Origin of the sequence: Niallia laureatilytica, assembly GCF_046613985.1 — a bacterium.
Lineage (GTDB): Bacteria > Bacillota > Bacilli > Bacillales > Cytobacillaceae > Niallia.
In genome coordinates this window covers 176,552-200,835 of sequence record NZ_JBKKHP010000004.1, presented here as the reverse complement: position 1 = coordinate 200,835, position 24,284 = coordinate 176,552, and the positions used below count along the sequence as shown (strand labels likewise).

General features: G+C 36.2%; 31 protein-coding genes. 4 read left to right on the top strand and 27 right to left on the bottom strand.

All coding sequences use genetic code 11. The annotated features are described in order from the left end of the window. Window positions 1-186: 186 nt before the first annotated feature. From ACLIJJ_RS12775 to ltaS, 3 genes are all read right to left on the bottom strand, one after another. Window positions 187-951: an MFS transporter gene (locus ACLIJJ_RS12775; RefSeq protein ID WP_411411011.1), complete on the bottom strand. Its 765-nt coding sequence runs from the start codon at window positions 949-951 to the stop codon at window positions 187-189. Continuing rightward, the gene (locus ACLIJJ_RS12770) at window positions 932-1,453 is read right to left on the bottom strand and encodes an MFS transporter (RefSeq protein ID WP_411411010.1); all 522 of its coding nucleotides are present in this window, start codon (window positions 1,451-1,453) and stop codon (window positions 932-934) included. Before ACLIJJ_RS12770 ends, ACLIJJ_RS12775 begins: the two co-directional genes overlap by 20 nt. Window positions 1,454-1,656: 203 nt before the next feature. Further along, the gene (ltaS, locus tag ACLIJJ_RS12765; RefSeq protein ID WP_411411069.1) at window positions 1,657-3,618 is read right to left on the bottom strand and encodes a lipoteichoic acid synthase; all 1,962 of its coding nucleotides are present in this window, start codon (window positions 3,616-3,618) and stop codon (window positions 1,657-1,659) included. A 474-nt stretch (window positions 3,619-4,092) separates the two neighbouring features. Between ltaS and ACLIJJ_RS12760 the strand changes: the two genes are divergently transcribed. Beyond that, window positions 4,093-5,142, top strand: a complete 1,050-nt coding sequence (locus tag ACLIJJ_RS12760) for a M42 family metallopeptidase (protein WP_233314032.1) — start codon at window positions 4,093-4,095, stop codon at window positions 5,140-5,142. 53 nt (window positions 5,143-5,195) lie between these two features. Here ACLIJJ_RS12760 and ACLIJJ_RS12755 read toward each other — a convergent pair whose 3' ends face one another. From ACLIJJ_RS12755 to ACLIJJ_RS12715, 9 genes are all read right to left on the bottom strand, one after another. After that, window positions 5,196-5,747, bottom strand: a complete 552-nt coding sequence (locus tag ACLIJJ_RS12755) for a M15 family metallopeptidase (RefSeq protein WP_233314033.1) — start codon at window positions 5,745-5,747, stop codon at window positions 5,196-5,198. A gap of 65 nt (window positions 5,748-5,812) precedes the next feature. Beyond that, window positions 5,813-6,751 (bottom strand): response regulator, encoded by a 939-nt coding sequence (locus tag ACLIJJ_RS12750; RefSeq protein WP_233314034.1) that lies wholly within the window; start codon window positions 6,749-6,751, stop codon window positions 5,813-5,815. Window positions 6,752-7,141: 390 nt separating this feature from the next. Beyond that, window positions 7,142-8,086: a C40 family peptidase gene (locus ACLIJJ_RS12745; protein WP_233314035.1), complete on the bottom strand. Its 945-nt coding sequence runs from the start codon at window positions 8,084-8,086 to the stop codon at window positions 7,142-7,144. A 281-nt stretch (window positions 8,087-8,367) separates the two neighbouring features. Beyond that, window positions 8,368-11,502 carry an AAA family ATPase gene (locus tag ACLIJJ_RS12740; protein WP_411411009.1) on the bottom strand — a complete coding sequence of 1,045 codons (3,135 nt, stop codon included), beginning with the start codon at window positions 11,500-11,502 and terminating at the stop codon, window positions 8,368-8,370. Then, entirely contained in the window at window positions 11,499-12,644 is a 1,146-nt protein-coding gene (locus ACLIJJ_RS12735; protein WP_237941319.1) for an exonuclease SbcCD subunit D, read from the bottom strand. Before ACLIJJ_RS12735 ends, ACLIJJ_RS12740 begins: the two co-directional genes overlap by 4 nt. 173 nt (window positions 12,645-12,817) lie before the next feature. After that, window positions 12,818-13,018 (bottom strand): cold-shock protein, encoded by a 201-nt coding sequence (locus ACLIJJ_RS12730; RefSeq protein WP_233314038.1) that lies wholly within the window; start codon window positions 13,016-13,018, stop codon window positions 12,818-12,820. A 215-nt stretch (window positions 13,019-13,233) separates the two neighbouring features. Continuing rightward, window positions 13,234-13,368 carry a YvrJ family protein gene (locus tag ACLIJJ_RS12725; RefSeq protein WP_233314039.1) on the bottom strand — a complete coding sequence of 45 codons (135 nt, stop codon included), beginning with the start codon at window positions 13,366-13,368 and terminating at the stop codon, window positions 13,234-13,236. 58 nt (window positions 13,369-13,426) lie between these two features. Then, on the bottom strand, window positions 13,427-13,642 hold the full coding sequence (locus ACLIJJ_RS12720; protein ID WP_233314040.1) for a DUF2922 domain-containing protein: 216 nt from the start codon (window positions 13,640-13,642) through the stop codon (window positions 13,427-13,429). 31 nt (window positions 13,643-13,673) lie between these two features. Next, entirely contained in the window at window positions 13,674-13,892 is a 219-nt protein-coding gene (locus ACLIJJ_RS12715; RefSeq protein WP_233314041.1) for a DUF1659 domain-containing protein, read from the bottom strand. Between the two features lie 168 nt (window positions 13,893-14,060). Here ACLIJJ_RS12715 and ACLIJJ_RS12710 point away from each other — a divergent pair, with 168 nt between their 5' ends. Next, window positions 14,061-14,318 carry a phage holin family protein gene (locus tag ACLIJJ_RS12710; protein WP_233314042.1) on the top strand — a complete coding sequence of 86 codons (258 nt, stop codon included), beginning with the start codon at window positions 14,061-14,063 and terminating at the stop codon, window positions 14,316-14,318. A 384-nt stretch (window positions 14,319-14,702) separates the two neighbouring features. On the opposite strand, the gene ACLIJJ_RS12705 is transcribed toward ACLIJJ_RS12710, so the two are convergent. The 10 genes from ACLIJJ_RS12705 to ACLIJJ_RS12660 form a co-directional block, all read right to left on the bottom strand. Next, a complete protein-coding gene (locus ACLIJJ_RS12705) occupies window positions 14,703-14,885 on the bottom strand; it encodes a hypothetical protein (protein WP_237941317.1) in 183 nt (60 codons plus the stop codon). A gap of 79 nt (window positions 14,886-14,964) precedes the next feature. Beyond that, window positions 14,965-15,237 carry an HIT family protein gene (locus tag ACLIJJ_RS12700; RefSeq protein ID WP_411411068.1) on the bottom strand — a complete coding sequence of 91 codons (273 nt, stop codon included), beginning with the start codon at window positions 15,235-15,237 and terminating at the stop codon, window positions 14,965-14,967. A 128-nt stretch (window positions 15,238-15,365) separates the two neighbouring features. After that, window positions 15,366-15,767, bottom strand: coding sequence for a VOC family protein (locus ACLIJJ_RS12695; RefSeq protein WP_411228694.1), 402 nt, complete (start codon window positions 15,765-15,767; stop codon window positions 15,366-15,368). A 54-nt stretch (window positions 15,768-15,821) separates the two neighbouring features. Continuing rightward, the gene (locus ACLIJJ_RS12690; RefSeq protein ID WP_411411008.1) at window positions 15,822-16,577 is read right to left on the bottom strand and encodes a phosphotransferase; all 756 of its coding nucleotides are present in this window, start codon (window positions 16,575-16,577) and stop codon (window positions 15,822-15,824) included. A 77-nt stretch (window positions 16,578-16,654) separates the two neighbouring features. Further along, complete coding sequence (locus tag ACLIJJ_RS12685; protein WP_411411007.1) at window positions 16,655-17,536, bottom strand: M23 family metallopeptidase; 882 nt, start codon at window positions 17,534-17,536, stop codon at window positions 16,655-16,657. A gap of 119 nt (window positions 17,537-17,655) precedes the next feature. Then, window positions 17,656-18,222 carry a GrpB family protein gene (locus ACLIJJ_RS12680; RefSeq protein WP_411411006.1) on the bottom strand — a complete coding sequence of 189 codons (567 nt, stop codon included), beginning with the start codon at window positions 18,220-18,222 and terminating at the stop codon, window positions 17,656-17,658. 7 nt (window positions 18,223-18,229) lie between these two features. Continuing rightward, window positions 18,230-18,763 (bottom strand): GrpB family protein, encoded by a 534-nt coding sequence (locus ACLIJJ_RS12675; protein ID WP_411411005.1) that lies wholly within the window; start codon window positions 18,761-18,763, stop codon window positions 18,230-18,232. Window positions 18,764-18,853: 90 nt separating this feature from the next. Next, window positions 18,854-19,093, bottom strand: coding sequence for a hypothetical protein (locus ACLIJJ_RS12670; RefSeq protein WP_233314049.1), 240 nt, complete (start codon window positions 19,091-19,093; stop codon window positions 18,854-18,856). 12 nt (window positions 19,094-19,105) lie between these two features. Continuing rightward, window positions 19,106-19,237 carry a hypothetical protein gene (locus ACLIJJ_RS12665; RefSeq protein WP_341076536.1) on the bottom strand — a complete coding sequence of 44 codons (132 nt, stop codon included), beginning with the start codon at window positions 19,235-19,237 and terminating at the stop codon, window positions 19,106-19,108. Between the two features lie 84 nt (window positions 19,238-19,321). Continuing rightward, the gene (locus tag ACLIJJ_RS12660) at window positions 19,322-19,927 is read right to left on the bottom strand and encodes a hypothetical protein (protein ID WP_233314050.1); all 606 of its coding nucleotides are present in this window, start codon (window positions 19,925-19,927) and stop codon (window positions 19,322-19,324) included. A gap of 129 nt (window positions 19,928-20,056) precedes the next feature. Here ACLIJJ_RS12660 and ACLIJJ_RS12655 point away from each other — a divergent pair, with 129 nt between their 5' ends. Next, window positions 20,057-20,446 carry a hypothetical protein gene (locus tag ACLIJJ_RS12655; RefSeq protein WP_411411004.1) on the top strand — a complete coding sequence of 130 codons (390 nt, stop codon included), beginning with the start codon at window positions 20,057-20,059 and terminating at the stop codon, window positions 20,444-20,446. Between the two features lie 47 nt (window positions 20,447-20,493). Here ACLIJJ_RS12655 and ACLIJJ_RS12650 read toward each other — a convergent pair whose 3' ends face one another. After that, window positions 20,494-21,129 carry a DUF1349 domain-containing protein gene (locus tag ACLIJJ_RS12650; protein ID WP_233314052.1) on the bottom strand — a complete coding sequence of 212 codons (636 nt, stop codon included), beginning with the start codon at window positions 21,127-21,129 and terminating at the stop codon, window positions 20,494-20,496. Between the two features lie 174 nt (window positions 21,130-21,303). On the opposite strand from ACLIJJ_RS12650, the gene ACLIJJ_RS12645 reads away from it, so the two are divergent. After that, entirely contained in the window at window positions 21,304-21,483 is a 180-nt protein-coding gene (locus tag ACLIJJ_RS12645) for a hypothetical protein (RefSeq protein WP_233314053.1), read from the top strand. 106 nt (window positions 21,484-21,589) lie between these two features. On the opposite strand, the gene ACLIJJ_RS12640 is transcribed toward ACLIJJ_RS12645, so the two are convergent. From ACLIJJ_RS12640 to ACLIJJ_RS12625, 4 genes are all read right to left on the bottom strand, one after another. Beyond that, entirely contained in the window at window positions 21,590-22,186 is a 597-nt protein-coding gene (locus ACLIJJ_RS12640) for a DUF2441 domain-containing protein (protein ID WP_489685863.1), read from the bottom strand. A 91-nt stretch (window positions 22,187-22,277) separates the two neighbouring features. Further along, on the bottom strand, window positions 22,278-22,748 hold the full coding sequence (locus ACLIJJ_RS12635) for a CcdC family protein (protein ID WP_233314054.1): 471 nt from the start codon (window positions 22,746-22,748) through the stop codon (window positions 22,278-22,280). A gap of 141 nt (window positions 22,749-22,889) precedes the next feature. Then, window positions 22,890-23,249, bottom strand: coding sequence for a response regulator (locus tag ACLIJJ_RS12630; RefSeq protein ID WP_233314055.1), 360 nt, complete (start codon window positions 23,247-23,249; stop codon window positions 22,890-22,892). A 157-nt stretch (window positions 23,250-23,406) separates the two neighbouring features. After that, complete coding sequence (locus ACLIJJ_RS12625; protein WP_411411003.1) at window positions 23,407-24,114, bottom strand: cytochrome c biogenesis CcdA family protein; 708 nt, start codon at window positions 24,112-24,114, stop codon at window positions 23,407-23,409. Window positions 24,115-24,284: the final 170 nt, after the last annotated feature.

Here is a 24,284-nt window from a genome sequence, read left to right as displayed (position 1 = left end):
CTACCACTCCTTGTACTTTACTATTTGACAAGCAGGATTTTTTATGATAATATAATATTAGATAGTTATAAATATTTTTATATGTTGTTATTTATAACTTTTCAAGTATATCATAATTTTCTTTACATATCTATAGAAATCATCCCATGCTAATAAGAAGCATGGGATTTTTTGCGTTTTCATTTTTTAAATCTTCGCCGCGGTTCTTTTCAAAAGAAGCGTATCTTTTCTCTTTAAGTATACGTAATAAGCAAAGAAAAATACACCGCTTAACGCTCTCAAAACAGATGATATATTCATCGCACTGTATATATTCGTCATTTCCAGCAGCACTACACCTGCTTGGGGTGCTACAAATGCAACAAGTGCCAAAAGGATATTATAATTTGATATACTTTGACTTCTTGTTTCTTCATTGGTGCTGTCCAGCAGCTGATTAAACAATAGCAGAACCGTTCCTGACACGAATAGTCCAGCAAGGAGATTAACAGCAACTATATAAGGTAAATTAGTGGATAGCACCGTCATAAATGGAGTTGTTGCCATCCCTAACGATACAAGGACAAGCATTTTAGAATGGGAATGCTTTTCAGCCATCCTGCCCCACCATTTAAAGCTGACAATTTGTCCGATGGAGTTGGCGACAGCAAACAAACTGATCCATAAACCAGTAGCTCCAGCGTACTTTATTTGATAGATGCTGAATAATGACCAGCACATTTGCCATGCAAAATTAAAAAACAAACTGCATAGCAGAAAATATAAAAAAGGTTTATGCTTAAAAACTGTTAAACCAAACAATGATTTTTTAACAGCTGTTTTTGGTTTTTCTTTTATCGGTTCGACATGTCTTTTTAAATAGATAATTTCAACTATCCCGCAAAGGAAGGCAGCGATAAATAACAGCTGGTATGGCAACGGATTGCTTGAATCAAACAGCTGCAGAAACAAACCGACAAGGAAAGTTTGATATCATTGCTACAATTGTCATAACCTTATTGCGCGTGCTAAAAAATATATTTCGCCTCGTTTCTGAAACGATATCAGCAATTAAAGCCTGCCATGATAAATTAGCAAAGGAAAAAGGCAGATTCATCAAAGCGACAAGGAGAATAAATGTCCAGCTTTGCATTGTCTCTGGCAGGAAAACAACTAATGCCATCCCAATTAGAAAGATACGCGCCATCATAAAGGAATATACTGTAAACATTTTTTTACTTTGAAGCCTGTTCATGATGACGGAACCTATAATCATCGCAAACATTCCAACAAATTGCGGCAATGAGCCGATCAGTCCAAGCTCATAGTTACTAACACCAAGAACACTAATAGCGAAAAGAGGAAAATAATTATTAGAGATATTAAGAATGAGAGTAGTATAAATCCCGTTTTTAATACTCCATTTTTCATTAGCGCTATTCACCTGTTCATGCTCATCCATTATTGAATCCATCCTTTTATCGAATAGTTTTTCCTATCAAAATTTATTTCGAATTCTGAACTTTTCCACTAGTAATAATACTCCCATCCTATCGCTGTTACAAGTACTTTTTGAGAAATAAAAGTACAATTTTTATAAAGCTTATATAAAAGGAATAAAAGCTGTTGTTTGCAAATAAAAAAGCCGTTTATCCAATTGGATAAACGGCTTTACTTTTATTCGCCACTATCTGTTGTTGCATTTGTTTCTGTTTCAGACTCTGTTGAATCTTCACCATTTTTTACATAGCTGTAATCATCTCGATTAATTGGCGTGAACCCTTTTGGCGTATAGAAACGCAGCAAATCTTTATTTACGATAGCATCAGATGTTTGCAGCTCTGCTGCTGCACTTTCTGCTTGCTGTGCACATTCTTTGCTGTCTAATAAATCACCACTATTCGTATCATAACAATTGTCTCCGATTTTTGTTACGGTCGGTGACACATAGTCTCCGTTACGGAACGGTATTGTTTCACGATGATCTTTTGACAGCAAATCAGATCCGATTTGCAGATAATCCTTTGTGTCTACGCCTAATAAATGAAGCACTGTCGGCATAACATCAACGTCGCCGCCATACTCGCTGACAACTTTTCCTTCAGCACCAGGAACGTGAATGAATAATGGGACACGTTGCAGCTGCGCATTCATTAACGGTGTAATTTCATCAACACCCATAACCTTTGCCATTGCAGTATTATGGTTTTCAGAAATACCATAATGGTCTCCGTACATGACAACCATTGTGTCGTCATATAAACCTTCCTCTTTCAAGTAGCTGAAGAATTCTTTAATCGACTCATCAAGATAATGAGCAGATTGGAAATAGTCGTTTACAACAGAATCGCCAAAATCACCAGCAGGGAAGTCCGTATCTCCTTCATCCATTTCAAAAGGATGGTGGTTAGACAATGTGATGAATTTTGTATAGAACGGCTGTTGCAATGATTTTAAGAGCGGCATGCTTTCCTTAAAGAAAGGAATATCCTTCATACCGTAGTTCTTTGTATTTTCTTCGGACATATCATAGTATTCTGCATCAAAGAAATAATCATAACCAATTGATTTGTACATTTCATTTCTGTTCCAGAAAGTCTTGTAGTTACCGTGGAACGCCGCAGAAACATAGCCTTTTGTCTTCAGGATAGCTGGAGCAGACTGCAATGTGTTTTGCGCTTTGTTCACGAACACTGAGCCTTGGCTCATTCCATACAAAGAGTTATCCATCATGAACTCAGCGTCAGAGGTTTTCCCCTGGCCTGTTTGATGGAAGAAGTTTTCGAAATAGAATGTGTTTTGGTTACCAACAAGAGAATTCAAGAACGGCGTAACTTCTTCTCCGTTAAGCTTGTAGTTAATAATAAAGCTTTGCAGTGATTCAAGAGAAATATAAACGACGTTTTTGCCTTCCGCTTTTCCATAATAAACGGAATTCGGCTCTGCGAAGTTAGCGTTGATATAGTTTTGCACTTCCGTTATATCACTGCTGTCAGCAAGAGCTCTTTGGCTTTCTGAGCGGGCATTCTGCACGACATCATAAATCGTAAAGTTATATGCGCCCAAATATTTCACCAAATAGTTTCGGTCAAATGATCTGCTTAAAAGCTGTGGACGATCTGCTTCTGCAAGACCTAAGTTGATGATAAACACCAAGATTGCAAGAGCAAACACAGATTTGGCAGTTCTTCTATTTTTTTGAACTTTAGGTTTATAAACTTTCGTTGCCAGCAATACTATTAGTATAATCACATCCAGGAAATACAGGATATCAAATATGCTCATCAGCGAGTTGATGCTGTCGCTGAGCTGGCCACCGTTCACCTTCACCTGCATAACAACAGGAACGGTGATAAAGTCTGTAAAGAATCGGTAGTACACGATATTTGCATAAAGCAATGCAGACATGATTCCACTTATGACAACTATCATGATTGATTGTGCTTTTCCTTTAATAAACAAAGCAAGTCCTATAAAGAATAAAGCAGAGCTTAACGGGTTTAAGAACAGAAGGAATTGCTGCAGTGCACCTTCGACTCCAAGGCTGAACTCAACCTTATAAGCAATATACGTTTTCATCCAAAATAAAATAATGGCGATTAAAAAGAAAGAAGAATGTTTAGAGAAAAATTTCTTCATTAATTCCGCTGTACCTTTCAATCATATTCACCTCAATTCAAGTTTGTAGCAAAAAATCCAATACTGATTTCATCGGCTTCTTACTTAGCCTTTTTTTTGTAAATTTTATTGTCTAATCCTAATACAATTAGTAAAAGCCTATGTTCAGCCTTAATCGAGATGTGTTTTGCCTTTACATCAAAATACCGTTTAAAATTATAACACAGGATGATTCAAAGAGAAATAAATAAATATGCCTTCTTTTCCACTAATATCCTTCACATAGTGTTTACAAAAAGCATATAAATTCTTCAAATTAAACCCATCTTACATTAATTACAAAAAAAATGCTAGTGAAATACTATAAGTAAAAAGAATCAAAATACTTCGTTAATCAAATTAATTTTTCCCTCCTATTTCAGGGATTTCTTTAAACTATATCTTCCAGAATTTTTCAAGTATAATAAAATAGATACTTTAGCAGGAGGAATTAGCATGAATAACTGGAACAAAGAGGAGTTCTTTGAGACACTAGAGGGCTTATTAAATATAAGCAGCCCTTCTGGCAATACCGATACCATTATTGAATACATAGAACATCAGCTGCAAGCTGACGGAATCAGCACGAAAAGAAATAATAAAGGCGGCTTGATTGCAACCATTGGTGGTAAAAGCTCAGACAAACATAGGATGCTGACTGCACATGTCGATACACTAGGAGCAATGGTGAAGGAAATTAAAGCAAATGGAAGGCTTCGTCTTGACTTAATAGGCGGCTTCACCTACAACAGCATTGAAGGAGAAAACTGCCGCATCGAAACGGCAACAGGCGATGTATACACAGGAACCATTCTGCTTCATCAAGCATCTGTTCATGTATATAAAGATGCAGCCAAGGCCGAAAGAAACCAGGCAAACATGGAAGTCAGAATCGACGAACGTGTCTCTACTGCAGAGGATGTTAAAAAATTAGGAATTGCTGTAGGTGATTTTGTATCGTTTTATCCAAGGGTAGAAATGACTAAATCAGGCTTTATTAAATCTCGTCACTTAGACGATAAAGCTAGTGTTGCAATTCTTTTGCATATTATAAAGAAACTGCAAGCTGCAACAGATACTCTACCCTATACAACTCATTTCCTTATTTCCAATAACGAAGAAATTGGCTATGGCGGAAATTCCAATATACCAGCAGAAACGGTTGAGTATTTGGCAGTTGATATGGGTGCAATGGGTGATGGCCAATCAACAGATGAGTATACTGTTTCCATTTGCGTAAAAGATGCAAGCGGTCCTTATCATTTAGGGCTCCGTAAAAAGCTGGTGAAGCTCGCAGAAGATAACAGTATTCCATACCAGCTTGATATTTACCCCTATTACGGCTCCGATGCTTCTGCTGCCATCCGATCAGGACATGATATTATACATGGATTAATTGGTCCTGGAATTGATTCATCTCATGCGTATGAAAGAACGCATTTTTCCTCGATTGAGGCAACGGCAAACTTAATTTATGCTTATGTATGGAGTGAAATGGTTAAATAACTTAAATTATTCATAAAAAAAAACAGCGGCAATGTCATTTTGCTGCTGTTTTTTTATGGACGTTCCCCATTTTGCAAGTCTTCAATCGATAAACCGAAGTCCATTTGAAAATGTGGATAATCCTTAAAGCTGATCCAATCGCCGCCCCACTCAAATCCTAAGGATTTAGCTATTTCGACAACCTCCGACCAGTCATCTTTTGAATTGCCGTTTCCGTCATATTCCATATCCCAAATGACTTCCCCATTTATATTCATTAAGGCAAAATCGATTGCCAATCCATAGTTATGATAGGATTCGCCGCCCTTAGCATTTGTCACAATATCTCCATCTGCAGTCCTGCCTTGGGCATACAGTTCATCCTGTTCCTCTGCGCTTCTGAAATCTGCCGTTATAACCACATTGATTCCTTTGTCTGCTGCTAAGCTTATTAGCTCATCTCTTTTTTTAGCAACGGTCTCATTTAGTTCTGTCGGCATTGGAACATTTTCTTTTTTTACAGGCTGCTTTTCCTGCCAGTACACAACAACAAATAGACATAAAATCAGACAAACTAAAAGGAAGCTGGCAATATTCCTGCTCTTTCTTTTATTTGTTTTTTTCAATAATTCTCTCCTTGTTTCTTCTATAATATTATTGCTTAGTTAACAAATAGCAACACATATTTATATCACCTGCTGCTGCTTAACTTTTTCGCCTCAAAATAAAGCACTTGGATAAACTTTTTCGTGTGAATTTTCACTTGCTTTGGTGAAACTTCCTGTTCATTGCTGAGCTCTGTCATCTTACACCTTATAGTTGAAAAATCAAAAAACTTTGTCGCGTAATTTTCAAATTTTGCATTAGTTGACGCACTTAAACCAATGTTCGCCCAATGGGTAATCGATTGATAAATGGCCCTCCGCACCCGCTGTTCACTAGCTTTCGTCTCTCTGTTCAGCTCAAGTGGTGATGCTGCTTCGCCAAGTCTCATAAATGACAGCTTTTCAAACAGCTCCTTTAAAGAAGGAAAATGAAGATCAAACCCATCATTTATTTCATGTTCATATAAATATTGAACCATTTCCAGTAAATCTTTACTGCCGTTTTCCCCGATGATACCAAGTTCTGACAGCAAAAACTCTGCTGATTCGACAATTTTTACACTTGCTTGAGCAACTGCTGTACCGTCTGCGGTGTTTTTCCCATTTGAAGTCAATAAACTGTTAAGTGAACAGCGAATATCATTAACGGTTTTCTCCAGCTGAATGGATTGAATCACTTTATTTATAACAGCAACTAATTCCTTTTTGTTAATTGGTTTTGTCACATAATAATCAACGCCTTCAGCATAGGCATCGCCGATTAATTCTTTTGTTTCAACTTGAGAAAGCATGATAACTTTGCCTTTAAACTCTCTGTTCCAGGACTTTATTGTTTCAATACCATCACGCTCTGGCATCAGTAAATCCATGATGACAATGTCGATATCATTAAATTGCAATACATTGCTTGTCACTTTACAGCCTGTTTCCGCTTCTCCAATAACAGAGCCAAGCTTTTCACCCTCAATGATATGCCTCATTACAGATCGGATTGCTCCATCATCATCTACTAAAAAAAATCTCATGCATTATGCCCCTTTTTCCATTTTACTAATAATGGCCAGATTTTGCAGCTATTCGCAACTGTCCTATATACTAATTAAACATGTGTACTAACTAAAAATCTATTTTGAAACTATGTTTAAGTCGCTTTTTATCAAAATAGTACTACAAATTTTCCATTTCGTTGTATTTTTTTATTTTTCTTATTATTCAGAAGTCAAATAATAAAAAAAATATAGGACGCTTATTCACCGTCCATTATAGCAGGACAACCAAAAAGGACATGTGCTAAAAATCACTTTTGTGATAAAAAGCCATGCCCTAATTATCTTAGAAAGCCTCTTTCTTTATTAGCAATTAAAGCTCCTCGAGATTTCCGAGCAATACTGATATAGAAAGGAGTTCTCTATTTATTAGAAATATGATTTTACGCCTAAATAACGTGGTTTCCAGTATGAATTGCTCATATCTGTAATTGTAACACCTGTTGAAGATCCAGCATGAATAAATTTATTATTCCCCATATAAATACCAGCATGTGATGGACCAGAAGTTGTCTCATAAAACACGATATCGCCTACTTCAGGTGTTGAAACTTGAGTTCCAGCATTCCAAATTGTTGCAACTGTTCTAGGAATAGAAAGACCTACTTTTGAGAAAACATAATTAATGAACCCGCTGCAGTCAAAACCAGATGGTGTACTTCCGCCCCATACGTACGGAACACCAATATATTTTTGTGCTTCAGCAATTAATGCATCAGCTTTACTAGCTGTGTTTTGAGTGGGAGCAGTTGACTCGCCAGATGCAGGTGCCTTAACATTTAAGGCTTGTCCAACATAAATGGTGTCTGTGCTTAACTTATTCCACGTTTTTAATTGATCGACTGTAATCTTAAACTTTGTTGCAATCGACCATAACGAGTCTCCGCTGGCAACCTTGTACGTTGTCACTGTTGAAGCTGTTTCAGTAGTATTCGTAGCTGTACCTTGAGACGTGACGATCATTAATGATTGACCAACTTTAATGATATCGCTTGTCAAACCGTTCCATTCTTTAATCTTTGCTGCTGTCGTATTATACGTGACAGCAATTTTAGACAATGCATCACCGCTTTTCACCGTGTAATGAATATGAGTCGGAAGCAATGTCAGCTCTTGTCCTACCTTAATAATAGAACCATTTAAATTATTATAAGCAGTAAGATTCGCAACAGAAACATTATTGGCAGCAGAAATCTTCCATAATGTATCTCCTGATTTTACTACATACTTCTTTTCATGAGCACTTGCATTTGTTTGAAATCCGGCAAAAAATATAGTCGCTGTTGCACAAACAGTTAGCAGCTGTTTTTTCATGTAGCAGCATTCTCCTTTTGGTGTGTTGTTGTCTATCTGACTTTTATTCTAATAACTAACCTGCTAGATTCCTATGCGTAAAAGCTGGATGTTTTGGTGTTCATTTCCTTTTTTGCAGCAGCAAGTATAAAAATACTATAAACGTTCACAGAAAACAGTATATTAAGCCTAGTATTTTTCCGGATGATTACTGTATTACCATATAAAAGAAAGAAAGCGCAAAGCAAAAAAAGCAATACACTAGGAGTATATCCCTAGTGTATTGCTACTTTATCTGTCTATTAAAACAAATGATGGAACTGAGTGGTGCTTCCGCTTTGTCCTGCAATAACTTCTAATTGTACATCAATTCTTTCCTTTAACTCAGGCACATGAGAAATAATTCCAACCAATCTGCCGGAGCTTTGAATTTCCATCAATGTTTCAATTGCTTGATCTAATGATTCAGGATCTAATGTTCCAAATCCTTCATCAATGAACATGGTTTCCAAAGAAACACCGCCAGCATATGCTTGAACAACATCTGCAAGTCCCAATGCTAACGACAAGGCAGCTTTAAAGCTTTCTCCGCCTGATAAAGTTTTAACATGCCGTTCTTGTCCAGTATATTGGTCAAAGACAAGCAGCTCAAGCCCACTTTGAACATTTCCTTTCGATCTGTCCTTCTTTCTCATGAGCTGATATCTTCCGCTTGTCATCTTCACAAGCCTGCTGTTGGCCTCTTTTAATATATCATCAAGGAATGCCGCCAATACATAACGCTCAAACGTCATTCTGTATGTGTTCTGCCCTCTTGTAATATCATATAAATGACCGATAAGCTTATAGCTCTCTTCTAGTTCTTTAATTTCTTGATTGATTTTCTCCACCTTGCTCATAATTTCTTTATTATCATTTTCTTTTATGAGCAGATTTGTATGCTCCTGCTGCTTCTGGCTGATGACTTCATCCAAGTCTTTCCGTCTTGCCAACAGTGATTCCATATCAGGTGTTTTCACATCCCGAAGTATTTCGTCCAAATCATGATAGCGATCCCTAATTGAACGGTATTGTTCCTTATATTGCTGTATGCTAACCAGCAATGCTTCAATCTCACTTGCAGGCAGCTTCGCTTGATGAAATTGTCCGTATGTGGAAAAACCTTCTCCTGTCATCTTATCCAAGAAAATTTTCCGTTCTGTTTGCAGGTTCGCAGCAATATCCTTATGCTGCTTGTCCAAGCTTTCCATAATGCCAAGTTCTTTTTGCTGTTTCGTTTTCATTTCCTGCAAGGCAGCCTGTGATTTGCTGTATGCTTCCTCCAGAAGAGCAAGCTTAGACTCAGAGGCTGAGAGCTCCTGTTTAAAGCTAGCACTGTTCCGCAGATTTTCTGGGACTGCATTCCTCATTGTATTAAGGGCTGATTCTGATTCTGTCTTTTTTAAGGTTAACAGATGAATTTGCTCTGTTGTCTTTTCCATACGAGCAGTATTTACATCCATTGCCTTTTCCAGCTCTGTAATCGTACTATTAAGCTTTTCGAGCTTGCTTGCAGAATGCTCTAACTTGCGCTGCTCACGCTCTAATTCTTCTGTTTCCTGTAGTACTATTTGCTTCATGTCTGCAGCAGATTTACTTACAGCATCCTGTCTAACCTCTTCTAGTTCCACTCTTGTTGCCGTCTTCTGCTCTTCTAGGAAGCTAATTTGCGAATTTGTCTGCAGCAAGTCATTTTCTGCAGCAATCTTTTCCTTCTCAATGACAGCTAAATCTGCTTTCGCACTTTTAATATCTTCCTGTGTCGGCATTGTTCCATGGTTGTTTTTAGGGTTAGGGTGATGCGTGCTGCCACAGACAGGACATGGCTTGTCTTGTTCAAGTGTTTGAGCTAAATGGTAGCTTTGTGCTGCAAGCCAGTTCTCCTCTAGTTTCTCAACAAGCGCTTTAGCATCCTCGAAGCGGGCCGTATTATGGGCTGCCAATTTCGTTTTGTTTTGGACTTCTACTGTGCGTTCTGCAATTTTATTTTCAACGGATATAAGCTTTTCAAGCTTTTCCAATAAGTATCTTTTATCTGCTAATATTCCTTTGTTTTCCAAAAGGGTAAGTTTATTTTTTTCAAGTTCTTGCTTGTTTGCTTTTAATGCTTGAACGTCTTTTTCGTGCTGGGCTTTTTCTTTTACTAGAAACTGCTTGTTTGCTTCTTGCTGGCTTATTTGCGCAGACGCCTTGACTACGGCTTCTTCTAATTTAGAAAACTGCTCCACATCATGCTGGATTGTTTTTAGATAAGCAATATATTCAGACAGCTTTTTTCGTTCCGGCTCTTTATCCACTTCCTGGTGAAAAGCTTTTTCTGCTTGGATTATATTTTCGGAAATTTTTTCAAGAATAGCAGTCAAATCATTTTTTTGTTGCTCACATCTGTCCAGCTGTCTTTTTAAATGATGGCAAATTTCCTCCTGTTGGGTAAGCAATGCAGCCTTTTGGGCCAATAATGCTGTCTTTTCGTTCGTTTCGACAGCTTCGCGCTGTTGTTCGAGCTTATCTTTTTGCTCTTTCAATTCTTCCCTTAGCTTCATTTGCTTTAAAACAGCTTCTGCCTCAAACACTTTATTGTTAAGGTCATCCCGTTCTTTATGCTTTGCTTCCAATTCTGTTTTTAACTGAACTGCTGTTTGCGCCATTGCTTGTAATTCCTTTTGAAGAAGCGGCATTAGGACAACATCATTATCATTACCTTGCAGAAGCAATTCTTTCAATTCATCTACAAATAGGCTAGTAATATTGGAAAGAGCAGATGCGCGCATTAACAGTTGCTGCTCCACATTCTTCTTTAGATGAGAGGATTTTTCCTTCAGCTTTTCCTCCATATATTTATATATTTCGGTATGGAAGAGACGCTGAAGAATCGCTTCCTTCTCCTTGCTGTCTGAAGTGAGAAGCTTTCTGAACTCTCCTTGTGGTATCATAAGAATTTGGCGAAATTGATTGCTGTCAATTTGCATTATCTCTTTAATTTTTTCCTCAACATCACGAATGGAAGACGCAATATTCTTTAATTCCCCATTTTCGTCATACACATATAACTCTGCTTTTGCGCCAATTGTTGTGAAGCCGTCGCCTCTTTCTTTCTTCTTCTCCTGCTGTGGTGACCTTGTGATAAGATACCGTTTATCCCTTAATTTAAAATCAAGGCTCACTTCTGTTGATAAAGAGTCACTTGCAAATTGGCTTCGCAATTCAGGGCCATTCCGGTCTTCTCCGCTTGCTTTTCCATAGATAGCATAGCTTATGCCATCAAAAATCGTCGTTTTCCCTGCACCTGTTTTGCCTGAAATAACGAACATTGTCCGAGTTCCAAGCTTAGTAAAATCGATTACTTCTGTTTTTGCATACGGCCCAAAGGCCTGCATTGTCAATTTTAGAGGCCTCATTTCAACGCTTCCTCCCTTCTGACCTGATTGATGACATCACTAATCATCTGGCGCTTTTCTTCTGTAAACTCAGCTGTTGTCATCTCTTCATAAAAGGACATAAATAAATCAAGCTCTGTTTTTCGCTTCTGGTCTTTTTCTGTTAAAGATGACTTTTTCTTTTTATCAATATTTTCTAATTTACGTTCAAGATGAAGAACGTTTGGGTACACCTGTCTCAGCTTTTGAATAGGATCCAAAATGGCTCCTTCATCTAAAATCGTTATTTTTAAATAATCATCTATTTTTTGCTGCCCATAAAAGCTTGGATCGAGCAATTCTTCCATATATCCCTCTAATTCTCGCATGTCTTTTTTTGGTGTAAAGGTATGGAAACGCTCTGTGAAGTTGCCTTTATCATCCATTTCGATAATAGATACAGATTTACGCTGTTTTGCTTCTGAAAAGGAATACTTCATTAAACTGCCTGAATATTTAACTGATTGATGATTTAAAGCATCTGGACTGTGAAGATGGCCTAAAGCAGTGTACGAAAAAGGCGCGAACACTTCTGCACCGACACAGCCTGAACCACCAACAGACAGGACTCTTTCTGAGTCTGTTGTTTTCCCGCCTAGAACGAAGCTATGTCCTATAAGGATATTCGGTTCGCTCGCATTCAATTGAGCTTCTATTTTGCCGACGATTGCTTTCATTGCATCATGGTGATTAACGATGGAAGAATCTCCGAGAAATTCTCTTACAGTTACCGGCTCACAATAAGGAACTAAATAAAAGTTAACGCCTTTCATATGAATTGGCGCAAGGCTATTTTCGATTTTGCCGTTTAAGAAAAATTTGTTTTGTTTATACCATGAGCTTCCGAAAGACAATCGTTCTGCACTGTCATGATTGCCAGAAACAGCTAGAATCGGAATATTCAATTCAACGTTAATGGTATATAACACCTCATCAAGCAGGTTCACTGCTTCTGTAGGAGGTATGGAGCGATCATATAAATCCCCGGCAATAATAATGCCATCCGGCTGTTCTTCCTTCGCAAGCTCAACAAATTGATTAAGCATATGCCTTTGGTCCTCTGTCATATACAAACCATGAACAAGCTTTCCTAAATGCCAATCTGCAGTATGAATGAATTTCAAATCTATCACCTCAAAAAACTATATATATTAAAATTTCGTTATCTAGTATTACTATGGAGACTATCCTTCATTATAGCAAACAATTGAGTTTTGCAGTTTATGAGATTTTTTGACAATACAAATTAGGGGATGCTTCTTGTGGAAGCATCCCCTAATATATTTATGTTAGTATATTATTTTTTATTAACATTAGCAGCTTGAGGGCCACGTGCGCCTTCTACTACTTCAAATTCAACTTCTTGTCCTTCTTCTAAAGACTTGAAGCCTTCTGTTTGAATAGCAGAATAGTGTACAAATACGTCGTTTCCGTTTTCTTGTTCAATAAATCCGAAACCTTTTTCTGCATTAAACCATTTTACTTTGCCGTTGTTCATGAAAATATCCTCCTATTAGCTAAAAAGCTTCCCTTAAAATTACCATTTTATCCCGCATTTTTATTACGAATGCCAATCTTTAAAACTATGAAAAAAAGGCTGTAACACGTAAATACGTTAACTAACGGTTAATGTAAATTTAACATTTTTAGTTATTATTGTCAATAGAAAACCCTTTCATTTTTCAGATAATTACCCCAGAAATTTTATTACTATTATTTCATCCTATCTGGCAGACTATCAATTGACTGAATCATCGAGTCTAATCTTATTTCAATCCTGTACAGTAAATACATACTGACAGCGATTGGAAAGCCAGCTTCACTGATTACTGCCATCCATTCAGTCATTGCCTTCACCTCTTCTTTTAGTTAAAAAGGGACAGGAAAAAAACTGCCCCTTCTTCTGCTACAGTTCATACTCGGTAACATTTCGTTCAATTACCCGTGCACCTTTCGGGGAAATTAAATCACCATTAGCTGTAGTAAAAACGTCGGCTGCAATAATGCTGTCCATTGCCGTTTTCATAGCTTCCAAATCTATTGGCTCCTGCGGCTCACCTAAAGTTAGTTTAGACTGTTTGCCATTTGCGGCGCTAAAGGTCAATTCAAGTGTTTTCGCCATTCTTTTCACCACCTTTCTATGCAAGATTTCTTTATCTTGAAATATCATAGCTTTCATGCTTTGTTACAGAATAAACAGGGAAACTCACAATCGTTTCAATAGAGTCGGCTGCCTGCAGAATCTGATCAGCAGAAGCAGTTGGCTTGACGAGATTAAAGGTTTTGCTGATTAACTGGGGGTCACCATTTTCCTTAACACCGTTTTGAAAATGCAGCTTAATACTAGTTTCTTTCAACACAATTTGTGCCATGATTAACATCACCTCCTTTCCCTTTCTATATAGACATATGGTGCTAAAAAGGACAGGGGGAATGCACCGTTATTTTTATAAATATTTTATTCATAGGTATGCAAACAAACGAAAGAAAGGATTTTTTCATAGAATGGAAGCATAAGAGGATTAAAGGAGGGAACCTACATGGAATTGGAGCTACTAAAGGCATTTATAAACGAAAATTATTATGTTTTCATACCAGTTCTATGGGTGATTGGATATGCACTTAAACAAACACCCAAAATCCCTAATTGGCTAATTATTTGGATTTTACTAGCATTCTCCATCATTCTTGGAACTTTTGCTTATGGATTTAACCTTTCAGCCATCATAAATGGAGTATTAGTAACAGGTGTAGCTGTATTAGGACATCAAATCATTCAACACAACCCATTCAGATGATATTAAACATCTTTTATATATAAAAAAGGCTGGTGCAAAGCATCCCTTAAGGGGAGGTGCGCACCTGCCTTTCATTTTGCGTTTTAAGCACAACAAATTTTTTATTCCTTAACTATCCTTTTTCTATAACTAATACAACAAATAATCCTGCCAATAAACATAGACCTGAAAGTATTTTTACCGATATGTTTACAGCAGAAGTAATATCTTTCAAAAAAGAAAAACAAACATATATGAACAAAAGCCAGTGACCCTTTTTAGCTATCCGTTTTATGTTAATCACCCTTCATCTAGTTAGACTAATATTTATTGATTTTTGATCGGAGTATCCAACTGGGATAGAAAGGTACCGACCTATTTAATTATCTGTCCTTCTAGCAACTTTTAAGACTTTTCCTCTGTATATAATTTATATAGTTTTAAATGCCTCTCACTGAGCGTTTTCCGTTTCTCGATATCTCTATTTAATTGAATGAATGCTTCTAACATAGTGTTTCTTCGCAGCCAATATACTTTTAAGTGCTCCTCACAATACCAGTTTAATGCTGTTCCTTCCCAATTTTTCAATGGACGATTTCCCCTTGAATCACAGTTCTCTGCTTCGCATTTTCTATCTATAAAGTATTGGGCCATAAATCTTCCTTCTCTATTTTTTAATGGTTTCTTTTAGTTTCTCCTTTGTTTCTGCTAATCTTCTCTGTAAATGGCTATTGTGATAGGTATCCAAGTAAAAATCTGCAAAAGATTGATGCTTATAGCGTGGTACAACATGCATATGAAAATGAGATAACTCGCTAAAGATGCCGCGATTTTGGCATCTCGTTATACAATCCGGCTGGTAAAGCTTTTTAAGAGCTTGTGCAAATAATCTAGAAGCTTGTATGACAGAATTTGCTGTATTTGTATTAAGCTCATCGATATCCTCAACATGCCCTTCATTAAAAAGACCATCATCTAATAGACCACAAATATACTCATTATCATAAACGATATGCGCTGTTAATCTCTTATTTGCTAGACTGCAGCCTTAACATTTCAACTACTCACCTAAATATTAAAACTGGGACTACATTCACTCCAAACATCAAATTTATTGCCATCAATATCTGAAAATACAAAGTTACGTCCTGAGTGTCCTCTATCTTCTATGTCACCAACTTGGATTTTTTTATAAACAAACTCGTTATGTAATGCTTCTAATTCGCGTAATCCATTAACTTCGAATGTCATGGAGAAATGTTCTTGACCATATATATCCAAAAAGTTTGCAGTTTGGTTAGGTTGGGATGCAACTAAAAATAAGCTTTGGTTTGCCAGGTTTAGGATAGCCTTATCAGCATCCTTATAACTCAACTCCGCACCTGAATTCCGTACATACCATTCTGCAGAAAGGTCTACATTAGTAACTGGGATATAAGTTGTGCCTACTCTTATTAGTTTTTCACTCACCATTATCCTCCATTTCTAAGTTTATTTTTTACGTATATCCTGTAAAAATCAGCTTTATCTGCTGCAGTATTCGTTTACCATTTTCATCAATAGTTTGTTTTCTTCCGCAGATACATTTTCATATAACCTTGCGCCTGCGATTATTGGCAACCACTCGAGTAATTCACCTTTAAGAATGGTTGTATGTTTACAATACATATCTATATAAAGCTCGGCTAACTCTATAGAAAATGACAAAAACAATAAATAAGTTCGGCATATATCTGCCTGCCTATCACCAGCACTAGCATCCACCCAATCAATGATATAAACTTCCTTGTCTGTTGCAATTAGATTAAACGGATGAAGATCTCCATGACAAAGTCTGTGTTCATGCTTTAAACTCTTCAATTTTAGAAGCAAGGCTTGCTTTTGTATGTCATTTAAACAAGAAACCGCTTGAAGCTTAGATTTGAGTCTTTCTGGCAGAGGCTCTAATGCATCGGCTTCAACTATAACTGCATGAATGGATGTTTGTACGTTAATTAAAAGCTTCATGTATCGCTCCGCATGCTCTAAATCATTTAATAATTGCTGCCCCAATGTTTCCCCGTAAATATACTCCATAACGATTGCCTGACTGTCATTTATATTTTTCACTTCCAGTACTTTAGGAGCATTAAGCCCTTTAGAATAAGCATACTGTTGTTTTTCAGCTTCATAATAAGCTTCACCCTGCGGTAAAAAATCTTTAAAAACTTTCATTATTTTACTGTCCAATAAATATAGATTGGCTGTATTGCCTGTAGCTATTGGATTCCCTAAATTCATTATTTTCTCCTCCGACCGAATAACGTACTAGGCGTAATACAAAAATGGCTGTATTGCAGCAATTAACATTTTCTATTTTAGGAAAAGAAAGCAGGACTAATAAAATCTCCTTGGATAGGATCTAACCCTTTCTCAAACCGAATACGAATGGATGAACCCTCTCGGTAGTTTGATGAATTCATAACTTGAAAATGCAAATGAGGTTCTGTTGAATTACCTGAATTACCGCATAAAGCAATTAATTGACCTTTCGTTATTGAATCTCCCTCTTTTACAACAATGGAATCCTGTTTTAAATGGGCAAGCATACTAAACTCATTATTGCGGTGTTCCATGATTACGCAATTTCCTTCAGGATATTCCGAATTCAATTCACCTATAGCATTGTCTTTCATACCATCTACAATTTTTAAAATCTTGCCATCTGCTGGTGCAGTTATTTCTTTATTAAAGGCATAATAATTACTCAGATTGTTTCTAGAATCATGGTAGGATAGACCATCCTTCATAATGACTAAATCATATGCATATCTTTGATTTTCATAAGGATAATGATAGTTAATAAATTGATTAGTGCCGCCCCAAAAAACAAACCATTCTTCTTTAATTGGCATTATATAAGCATTTCGGCTAAATTGACGGTCACTTTCTGGATAGGAAATAAAGGGGGCAAGTCTTATTCCATGTATGACATTATCCGGGGCAAAGAAAACCACCATAGCCTTGTCTCGGCTGCTGTCTAACCACAAATATTGTGTTAAATCTCTATTCAAATTTGTTTTCATTTCTAAGGAAAAGCAGTCTACTCCGCTATTGAAGGATTCTCCGAGTTCCTTTAATTGTTCAAATGATACTTCCTGTTTAAATTCTTCTGTTGTTTGAGAATAAATGCTTAAAAAATCTCCATCTAAAAATTTATGTGCGAATTCTTCTGGTGTGACCCTTCTATTTTCTTTCATATAGACACCTCCTGAATTATTACATGTATCTTTACGGACTCATTTGGGAAAAGTTTCTAAAACGTTATTAATTTACTGTAAAAACTACTACTAGACCTTTTTTACAGTCCTTTCCACTTTCATTCTTTATTTAATATGTCTCTGATAAATTCCGTTTTGCAATTTGTATATGCTTGCCTGTCTTTTGCCGTTCTTGCAAGGTCTTTTTTTAATTTAGTATATTCGGCTGCTGCTTCTGCATTCTTACGAAGGTAGTTGCGAAAGGCAAGATGCCTAGCTAATTCTTCACTTCCTTTATCACATACATACAAATGATGTTCCAGCCAATCTGTACAATGATTATCCCATGGAACGAAACAATCTCTTCTCCCAAACGCTTCTCTGCCTTCAAAGCTCCATTCTTGCTGATGATAATAGCCTATTTCCTCCAGTCCTTTGACTACAGCAGGAAGAATACGATAATCTTCGATGACGATATCAATATCTAAAATCGGTTTCGCTCCAAGCCCTCTTACTGCTGTACTTCCGACATGCTCCACACAGAGTATAAGGTCACCAAGAGCTGATTTTATAACATGCTTAATAAGACCAAAACTCTCTTCCCATTTTTCATCATAATCCTTAATTTCAATGCCGCTTTGAGCTTTATTATTTTTGACATAATCGCCTCCAACAATAGTGTTCATGCACCGATTAATCCTTTCTCCGTTTATAAATATCTTCTACAAATTGCGCCTTATAGTCCGTATATTTATCAATACCGGCAGTAGGATATTTCTCTATAAAACTAGTCTTAAGGTTTGTATACATGTCTCGTGCTGTTTTATTTGAATTTAAATAATCCCTAAAAAAGATGAAATTATTCCAAAGGTCTTTATTATATTCAACAAGATGGAGATAATGAGTTTTTTCTTCAAAGGTATCGTCTGTAAATTTTGCTAGTACGATTTCCTCCGGCCTTTCAACACGCAGCCTGAAAAAACCTAATTTTTTTAATGTATAACAAAATTTTTGGTCAACTTTTGTTAAATCATCTATTCCTACTGCTAAATCCAGTACTGGTTTAGCTGTCATTCCTTTGATTGCTGTACTGCCAATATGCTCCACTCTATTCCTTAATTGTGGAAGCACATGCAGAATAGCCTGCTTTATTTTTATGTATTCTTTATCCCATTGCATCGAATACTGACTTAGTTTCACTTCATTTCTTCTCAACCCGAGTTTCATAAGCGCACCTCAATCCCTCTTCTTACCTTGTAAAATATGATGAAAAACAACTTCCCAGGATTAGGAAGCTGTTTGTCATCATTTCTTAAGTTATTCAACTTCTTTAAGCATCTTCTCTATAACTACTAATCTTTGATTCAATTCATCTAATCTTTGGTTTATTCTTGCTGAATTTTCCCTTTCTAGCATTAGTCTTTCCTCCGCTTTTTGTTCGAGTCTTTTGGCTATTCGGGAAAGACTAATCCAAGCGATAGCTCCTATAATGATAATAGGTATTAATTGCAGAAATAAATTAACAATCATGGAAATTATGAGCGTATTATTAGCCATTATTAAACCCCTTTACTGGTTTTCTTTTTTCTTGTTATTGGTGAAGAAAGGAACTAGTGAGCTTATTATTTGTTCATTAATGGTGAAACGCAAGAAATACAACTTATAGTATTTCATCGCCTTACCGCTATCTGATATTTCCATATCACACTTGATACAAGCTCTGCCTCCCCTAATTTTGGTAAACGAAGATACAGTAAGGCTCTGCTGATAAGCACCTTCACAGTTCTATAGATTCATTTTTATTTCAAGCCCTGTTGGTTCATCCATTAAAAAATCTCTATATTCTTTAAATACTAAACGAATGCCTGAAACATCATCTGGTAGGGCTGGAGAAACAATAAAACTATATGTATAATGTCCTATTGAACCGCCTGATCGATTGTTTCGGCACTCATATTGCTTGTCGGTAATATTTAAAGCGTAGGTAGGATTTTGTTTCTTGATTCTGGTCATAATTGGCGTCTCTTCAGACTCTTCCCAGTCAACATGAAGCTTTATGACACTAGTATTCTCATACTGGCGAATAACGGTTAAGGAATAAAAACGGCCAGCTATCTCCTTTACTTTTTGCACAGCAATCTGTTTTCTGAAACCAACTGGTTCTATTGTCGATTTAAATATGTGATCATAATTCATTGCTCCAAATAATTGATATAAAAAGTTCGGATAAAGTTCGTACTGATTTGCCCAGCTAGAAAGAATTTCTTCAGGTGGTACACCTGGATTATCGTTGGAAAGGATTTTACGTTGTTGTAATAAAGAACAAATTTGTTCATCAATTTCGAGAAGTTGATTATCATAATAATCTGTAAAGCGGGGAACTTGTTTCATATAGACCTCCTCCTTTTGTATTTATTGTTACTTTAACAGAAAGTGGAATAAAGTGTATATGGATATGGTATAATTTTCTAAAACAAATACAAAAGAAATATCTTTTCAGAAATATAAGGAGCAGAAACTATGTTAAAAAGAAAATTACTTGCTTGCATGTTTACCTTCCTTTTATCTCTTTCATTCATTACAATATTATTGCCTGCAAATTTATGGTTTTCTGAAATGGAAATGCAATCAGACTTTATTGGTGATTTATTTATGTATTCCGTTTATATAGGGTTAGGATTATTGCTTTACGGTCTCCCTGTTTCCATCCTTATCGAAAAAATAGCAAACAAACTTCCTGAAGGAAGAATGGCATTTACCTTTGGATTACATATTTTATTTGGTTTCCTTCCCTTCTTTCTATTATGGTTTTTTACGTTATTTTCATTAATCAGCTCTATTTTATTTTTTGTAATAGATGAAGGATTAAGATTCATAGAAAAAAGAAAAACGATGGAGGTAAAAGTCTAATAGCAGACTGGATGTAAGTAAAAAAAAGAGCTGCCTATTGGCAACTTTTAAAGGTAAGCTTCGTTCGGATCTGCTGAAAGCTCTTCTATTGTCAAAAATTCAAATTGCACAGTTTGTTCCTTTCCTTGAGGACTGCATGCGAATACTCCAGCAGAAATTGGTGCGTCATTGGGAATATCCAAATGAGCTAAACGTATTTGCGACCAGTCATTACCATTCCACGAAAAGTCAACATAGCAGTTTTGAGCTATTCTCGATATTCGGAAGTACAGATTTGTCTCATTAGATTCCGCTTTTTGAGTCGACCAGTCCGAGTACCCTTGATTAGTAACGACAGCTCCTAATTTACTGAGCTCATCTGTGATATATTCTAAAGAAGTTTTAACCCAGACATCTTGTGAATAGCGAATCATCAAACCTGCATGATCATACTTTGATTTTGGGTATGTTTTTACCTTTGTTGTCATCCTGAAGTTCTTATCTGTTTCTATAAACAGAAAGTGCCCATTGTCTGCTTGAAAGCCATAATGTGTTTTTTGCCAATAATCTGTTTCCTGATCTGTTTCTAACACTAATTGCGAGCTTTTTTCATCGACGTACCATTTTCGCGGCTCACACCGCCACTGAAGCAAGCTGTTCAACTTTGTATTTTCAAACTTTTCATCGAGAAGCAAATTACCCATATTCCATTTACCTCCTATTTTCCCAATTATAAGTATACGCTTTCATTATACTTCAGCTTACTTCTATAAGATATAAAAAAGTCATGAGAATCTTAGACTTATATGGTAAATATTATGTTAAAATGAATTAGTTCACGCTTAGTGTTCAAATACATATACTTTTTGAGGTAAACGATGAATAACAAATTGCTATTTACTTTTTCCACTCTGTTAATTGCTGCGATTGCATTTATCACAAGAGAGATTGCTACTGTTATGATGCTGTACTTAATATTATTAGCTTTACATGGCATCCACGGCACATTGAAGAATTTCTATGAAGATTGGAAAAATCGGAATAACTATCCTCACTAGAAGGATTTAATACACCTCCTGTTTTGCAGAAATGGGAGGTGTTTTTACTAACACACAAACCATAGAGGAAAACATGTAATTTGCTACTATAAAAATTTTTATGCAGCTATGCTTCGGATGTATAATCATCTACTATTTCTACCACTTCTATCCTGCCGTTTATTAAAAGTTCTGGAAGCTCATTTCCTATATTTTCTTTCCAATATTCTCTTGCTTCCTTGATCTTATGTGCAAATGTTGCCCCATCTTCTTTTGGCAGAAGACTGCCATCACCTTCAAAACAACTGCCTATAACCTTTAATTTAACAATTTGCAAAACATTGCGGTTAAAAGAATCAAATAATACTTTCCACTTTAATGCATCTTCATAGCTTTTGGCAGCATACAAACAAGACAATCGTGAAGGATATTCGGGAAATTCTTGAAGCCTTACCATTTCTACAATTACTTCTCTAATAGCGCGAACGGTTTGGCCAACATATTCAAAGGCAACTTTTGCATCTTCGTCCTTTAAGTTCAGTTCATCTGCTGAAAAGTTATTATAGAAAATTCTCATAAAGTCTTCTCCTTGAGAATTTTTCCAGTCTCTTTCGAAAAAGAATCGATAAAGATTATTAGCTTCATTCTTATCAAAGTTCAGAACTTGGCCAAGCGCCATTTTCTTTCTTGTAACTAGATGATAAACATAATATACTCCATCCACCTGCATCGCCCTCCCTTTCCTAGTATTAGTTCTCGTCTTTTTTTTGAAAAGCCTGCTATAATAAAAAACCTTATCCAAAAAGGATAAGGCTTTAACTAGCTTTAAGCTGTGCTTCTAGTTTTTTATAGTTAACTAACATCGCTATTCTCCAAGGTACAATCATCGAAAAAGCAAGAATCCAGAACATTCCGCTTAGTGCTCCCACATCTATGGAGCTGCTTAAGATTAATTTAGCGACAATCCGAACAGCAAGAAGTCCAAATAAAATAAAAATAAAGGCTTTCGACTTTTTCAAGTATATATCATTTTCCTTTATCTCAAAACTTGAGGTTTTAATCAACAAGATAGAAAAAAGCATACCTATAATACAAGATTCCAATATCTCCGTTGTCGTTACCGCAAACATTGGAAAAACGAACATGAGCGCGCCTGTGCTCATCATGACTGGAGGCAAGATAATTTTTTTTGCTGATACTGGTTTTTTTGCCGCTTTCATTCGGACGACCATAAAAAATGTCCCCATGAAAATAGCTACAATTGATGATAGAATGACTGATGTCATTGCTCATCTCTCCTTTTTATTTAAGCCAGCCGATTGGCTATTATCATTTAATCCTATTATATAGTAACAAAATTTAGCTTTTTTTAAAAGAATTAAAAAACGGATATGATTTGCATCATACCCTAAAAACTCCATTATACATTAGCTCAATACTCTATTGACAGCATCTAAAACTCTGTTTTCATCAAACGGCTTAACAATAAAATCCTTTGCTCCTGCTTCAATTGCTTCTACTACCATTTTTTGCTGTCCCATTGCTGAACACATAACAACTTTAGCATTTGGGAATTCTTTTTTTATTTCTTTGACTGCTTCAAGTCCACTCATTTCTGGCATTGTAATGTCCATAGTGACTAGATCTGGATCTAATTCCCTATACAGGCGAATAGCATCTTTCCCGTTTTCTCCTTCACCAACCACTTCATGGTTTGCTTTGGTTAGTATGTTAAAGAGTGTCAATCTCATAAATTTTGCATCGTCTACTATTAATATTCTTGCCATAGTTGTTCCTCCTCAACAAAAAACGGACAAATACTTTTCCATCTATAAATTAGCACCTTAAACAATATATCGAATCTTTGTGATCTTTTCAATCACTATTTTTTGATAAGTTTGCGGGCATTTCCCTTACCTATTATTATACAGGAAAGTAAAAAATTTAAAAGCCTTTGAAGCCTCCAAAGATTGGCGAAAGAGCTCGAATTATGACATTTAGCCCATTAAAATACAAAATAATTCCCATAATTATCATAAAAACTCCTCCTATTCTCATAAAAGACCTGCTGTATCGTTGAATGACAGGCATACTCCCAATGAAAAAGGAAAGCAGCAAAAAGGGAATCGCAAACCCTAAAATATAGGCAAACATATAGAGAATGCTCGAGGCTGGATTTGTGCTCGCTAAGTAAAGAACAGCACCTATAATTGGTCCAGAGCATGGTGTCCAGCCTGCTGCAAAACTTATTCCGATTAAAAAGGAACCAAAAAAACCAGCTGGCCTTTCACGGAATGTGATTCTCCGTTCCTTCATTAAAAGTTTCGGTCTGATTATTTCTAATATAAACAAACCAAAAACAATGATAATAATCGATCCTGCCTTTCTCAACAACTCCATATGCTCTTCAAATAATGTCCCTATTAACGTAGTGCTAAATGCTAAAGCAAAAAAAATCGAAGAAAACCCTATCAGGAAAAAGATTGTATGCAAAATGCTTGTTCTTTGTAGAAGTACAGCATTATTTTTCATACTGCCAACAGACATTCCTGTAATATAGGAGAGAAATGCCGGATAAAGCGGAAGACAGCATGGAGATAGAAAGCTTAAGAAGCCTGCTCCTAAGGATATAAACAAATTAATATCACTCATCAAATCCCTCCTGTTTATGTCCATCCATATACTATATGACAAGCTTTCCTTAATATGATATTTACAGATTTTTTGCATTAAATTCCATAAATCGCTATAATCAAGATATAGACATGCATAGTAAAAGTTTTTTAATAGCTTAAGAAATAGATAACACTTTTGATGCATAA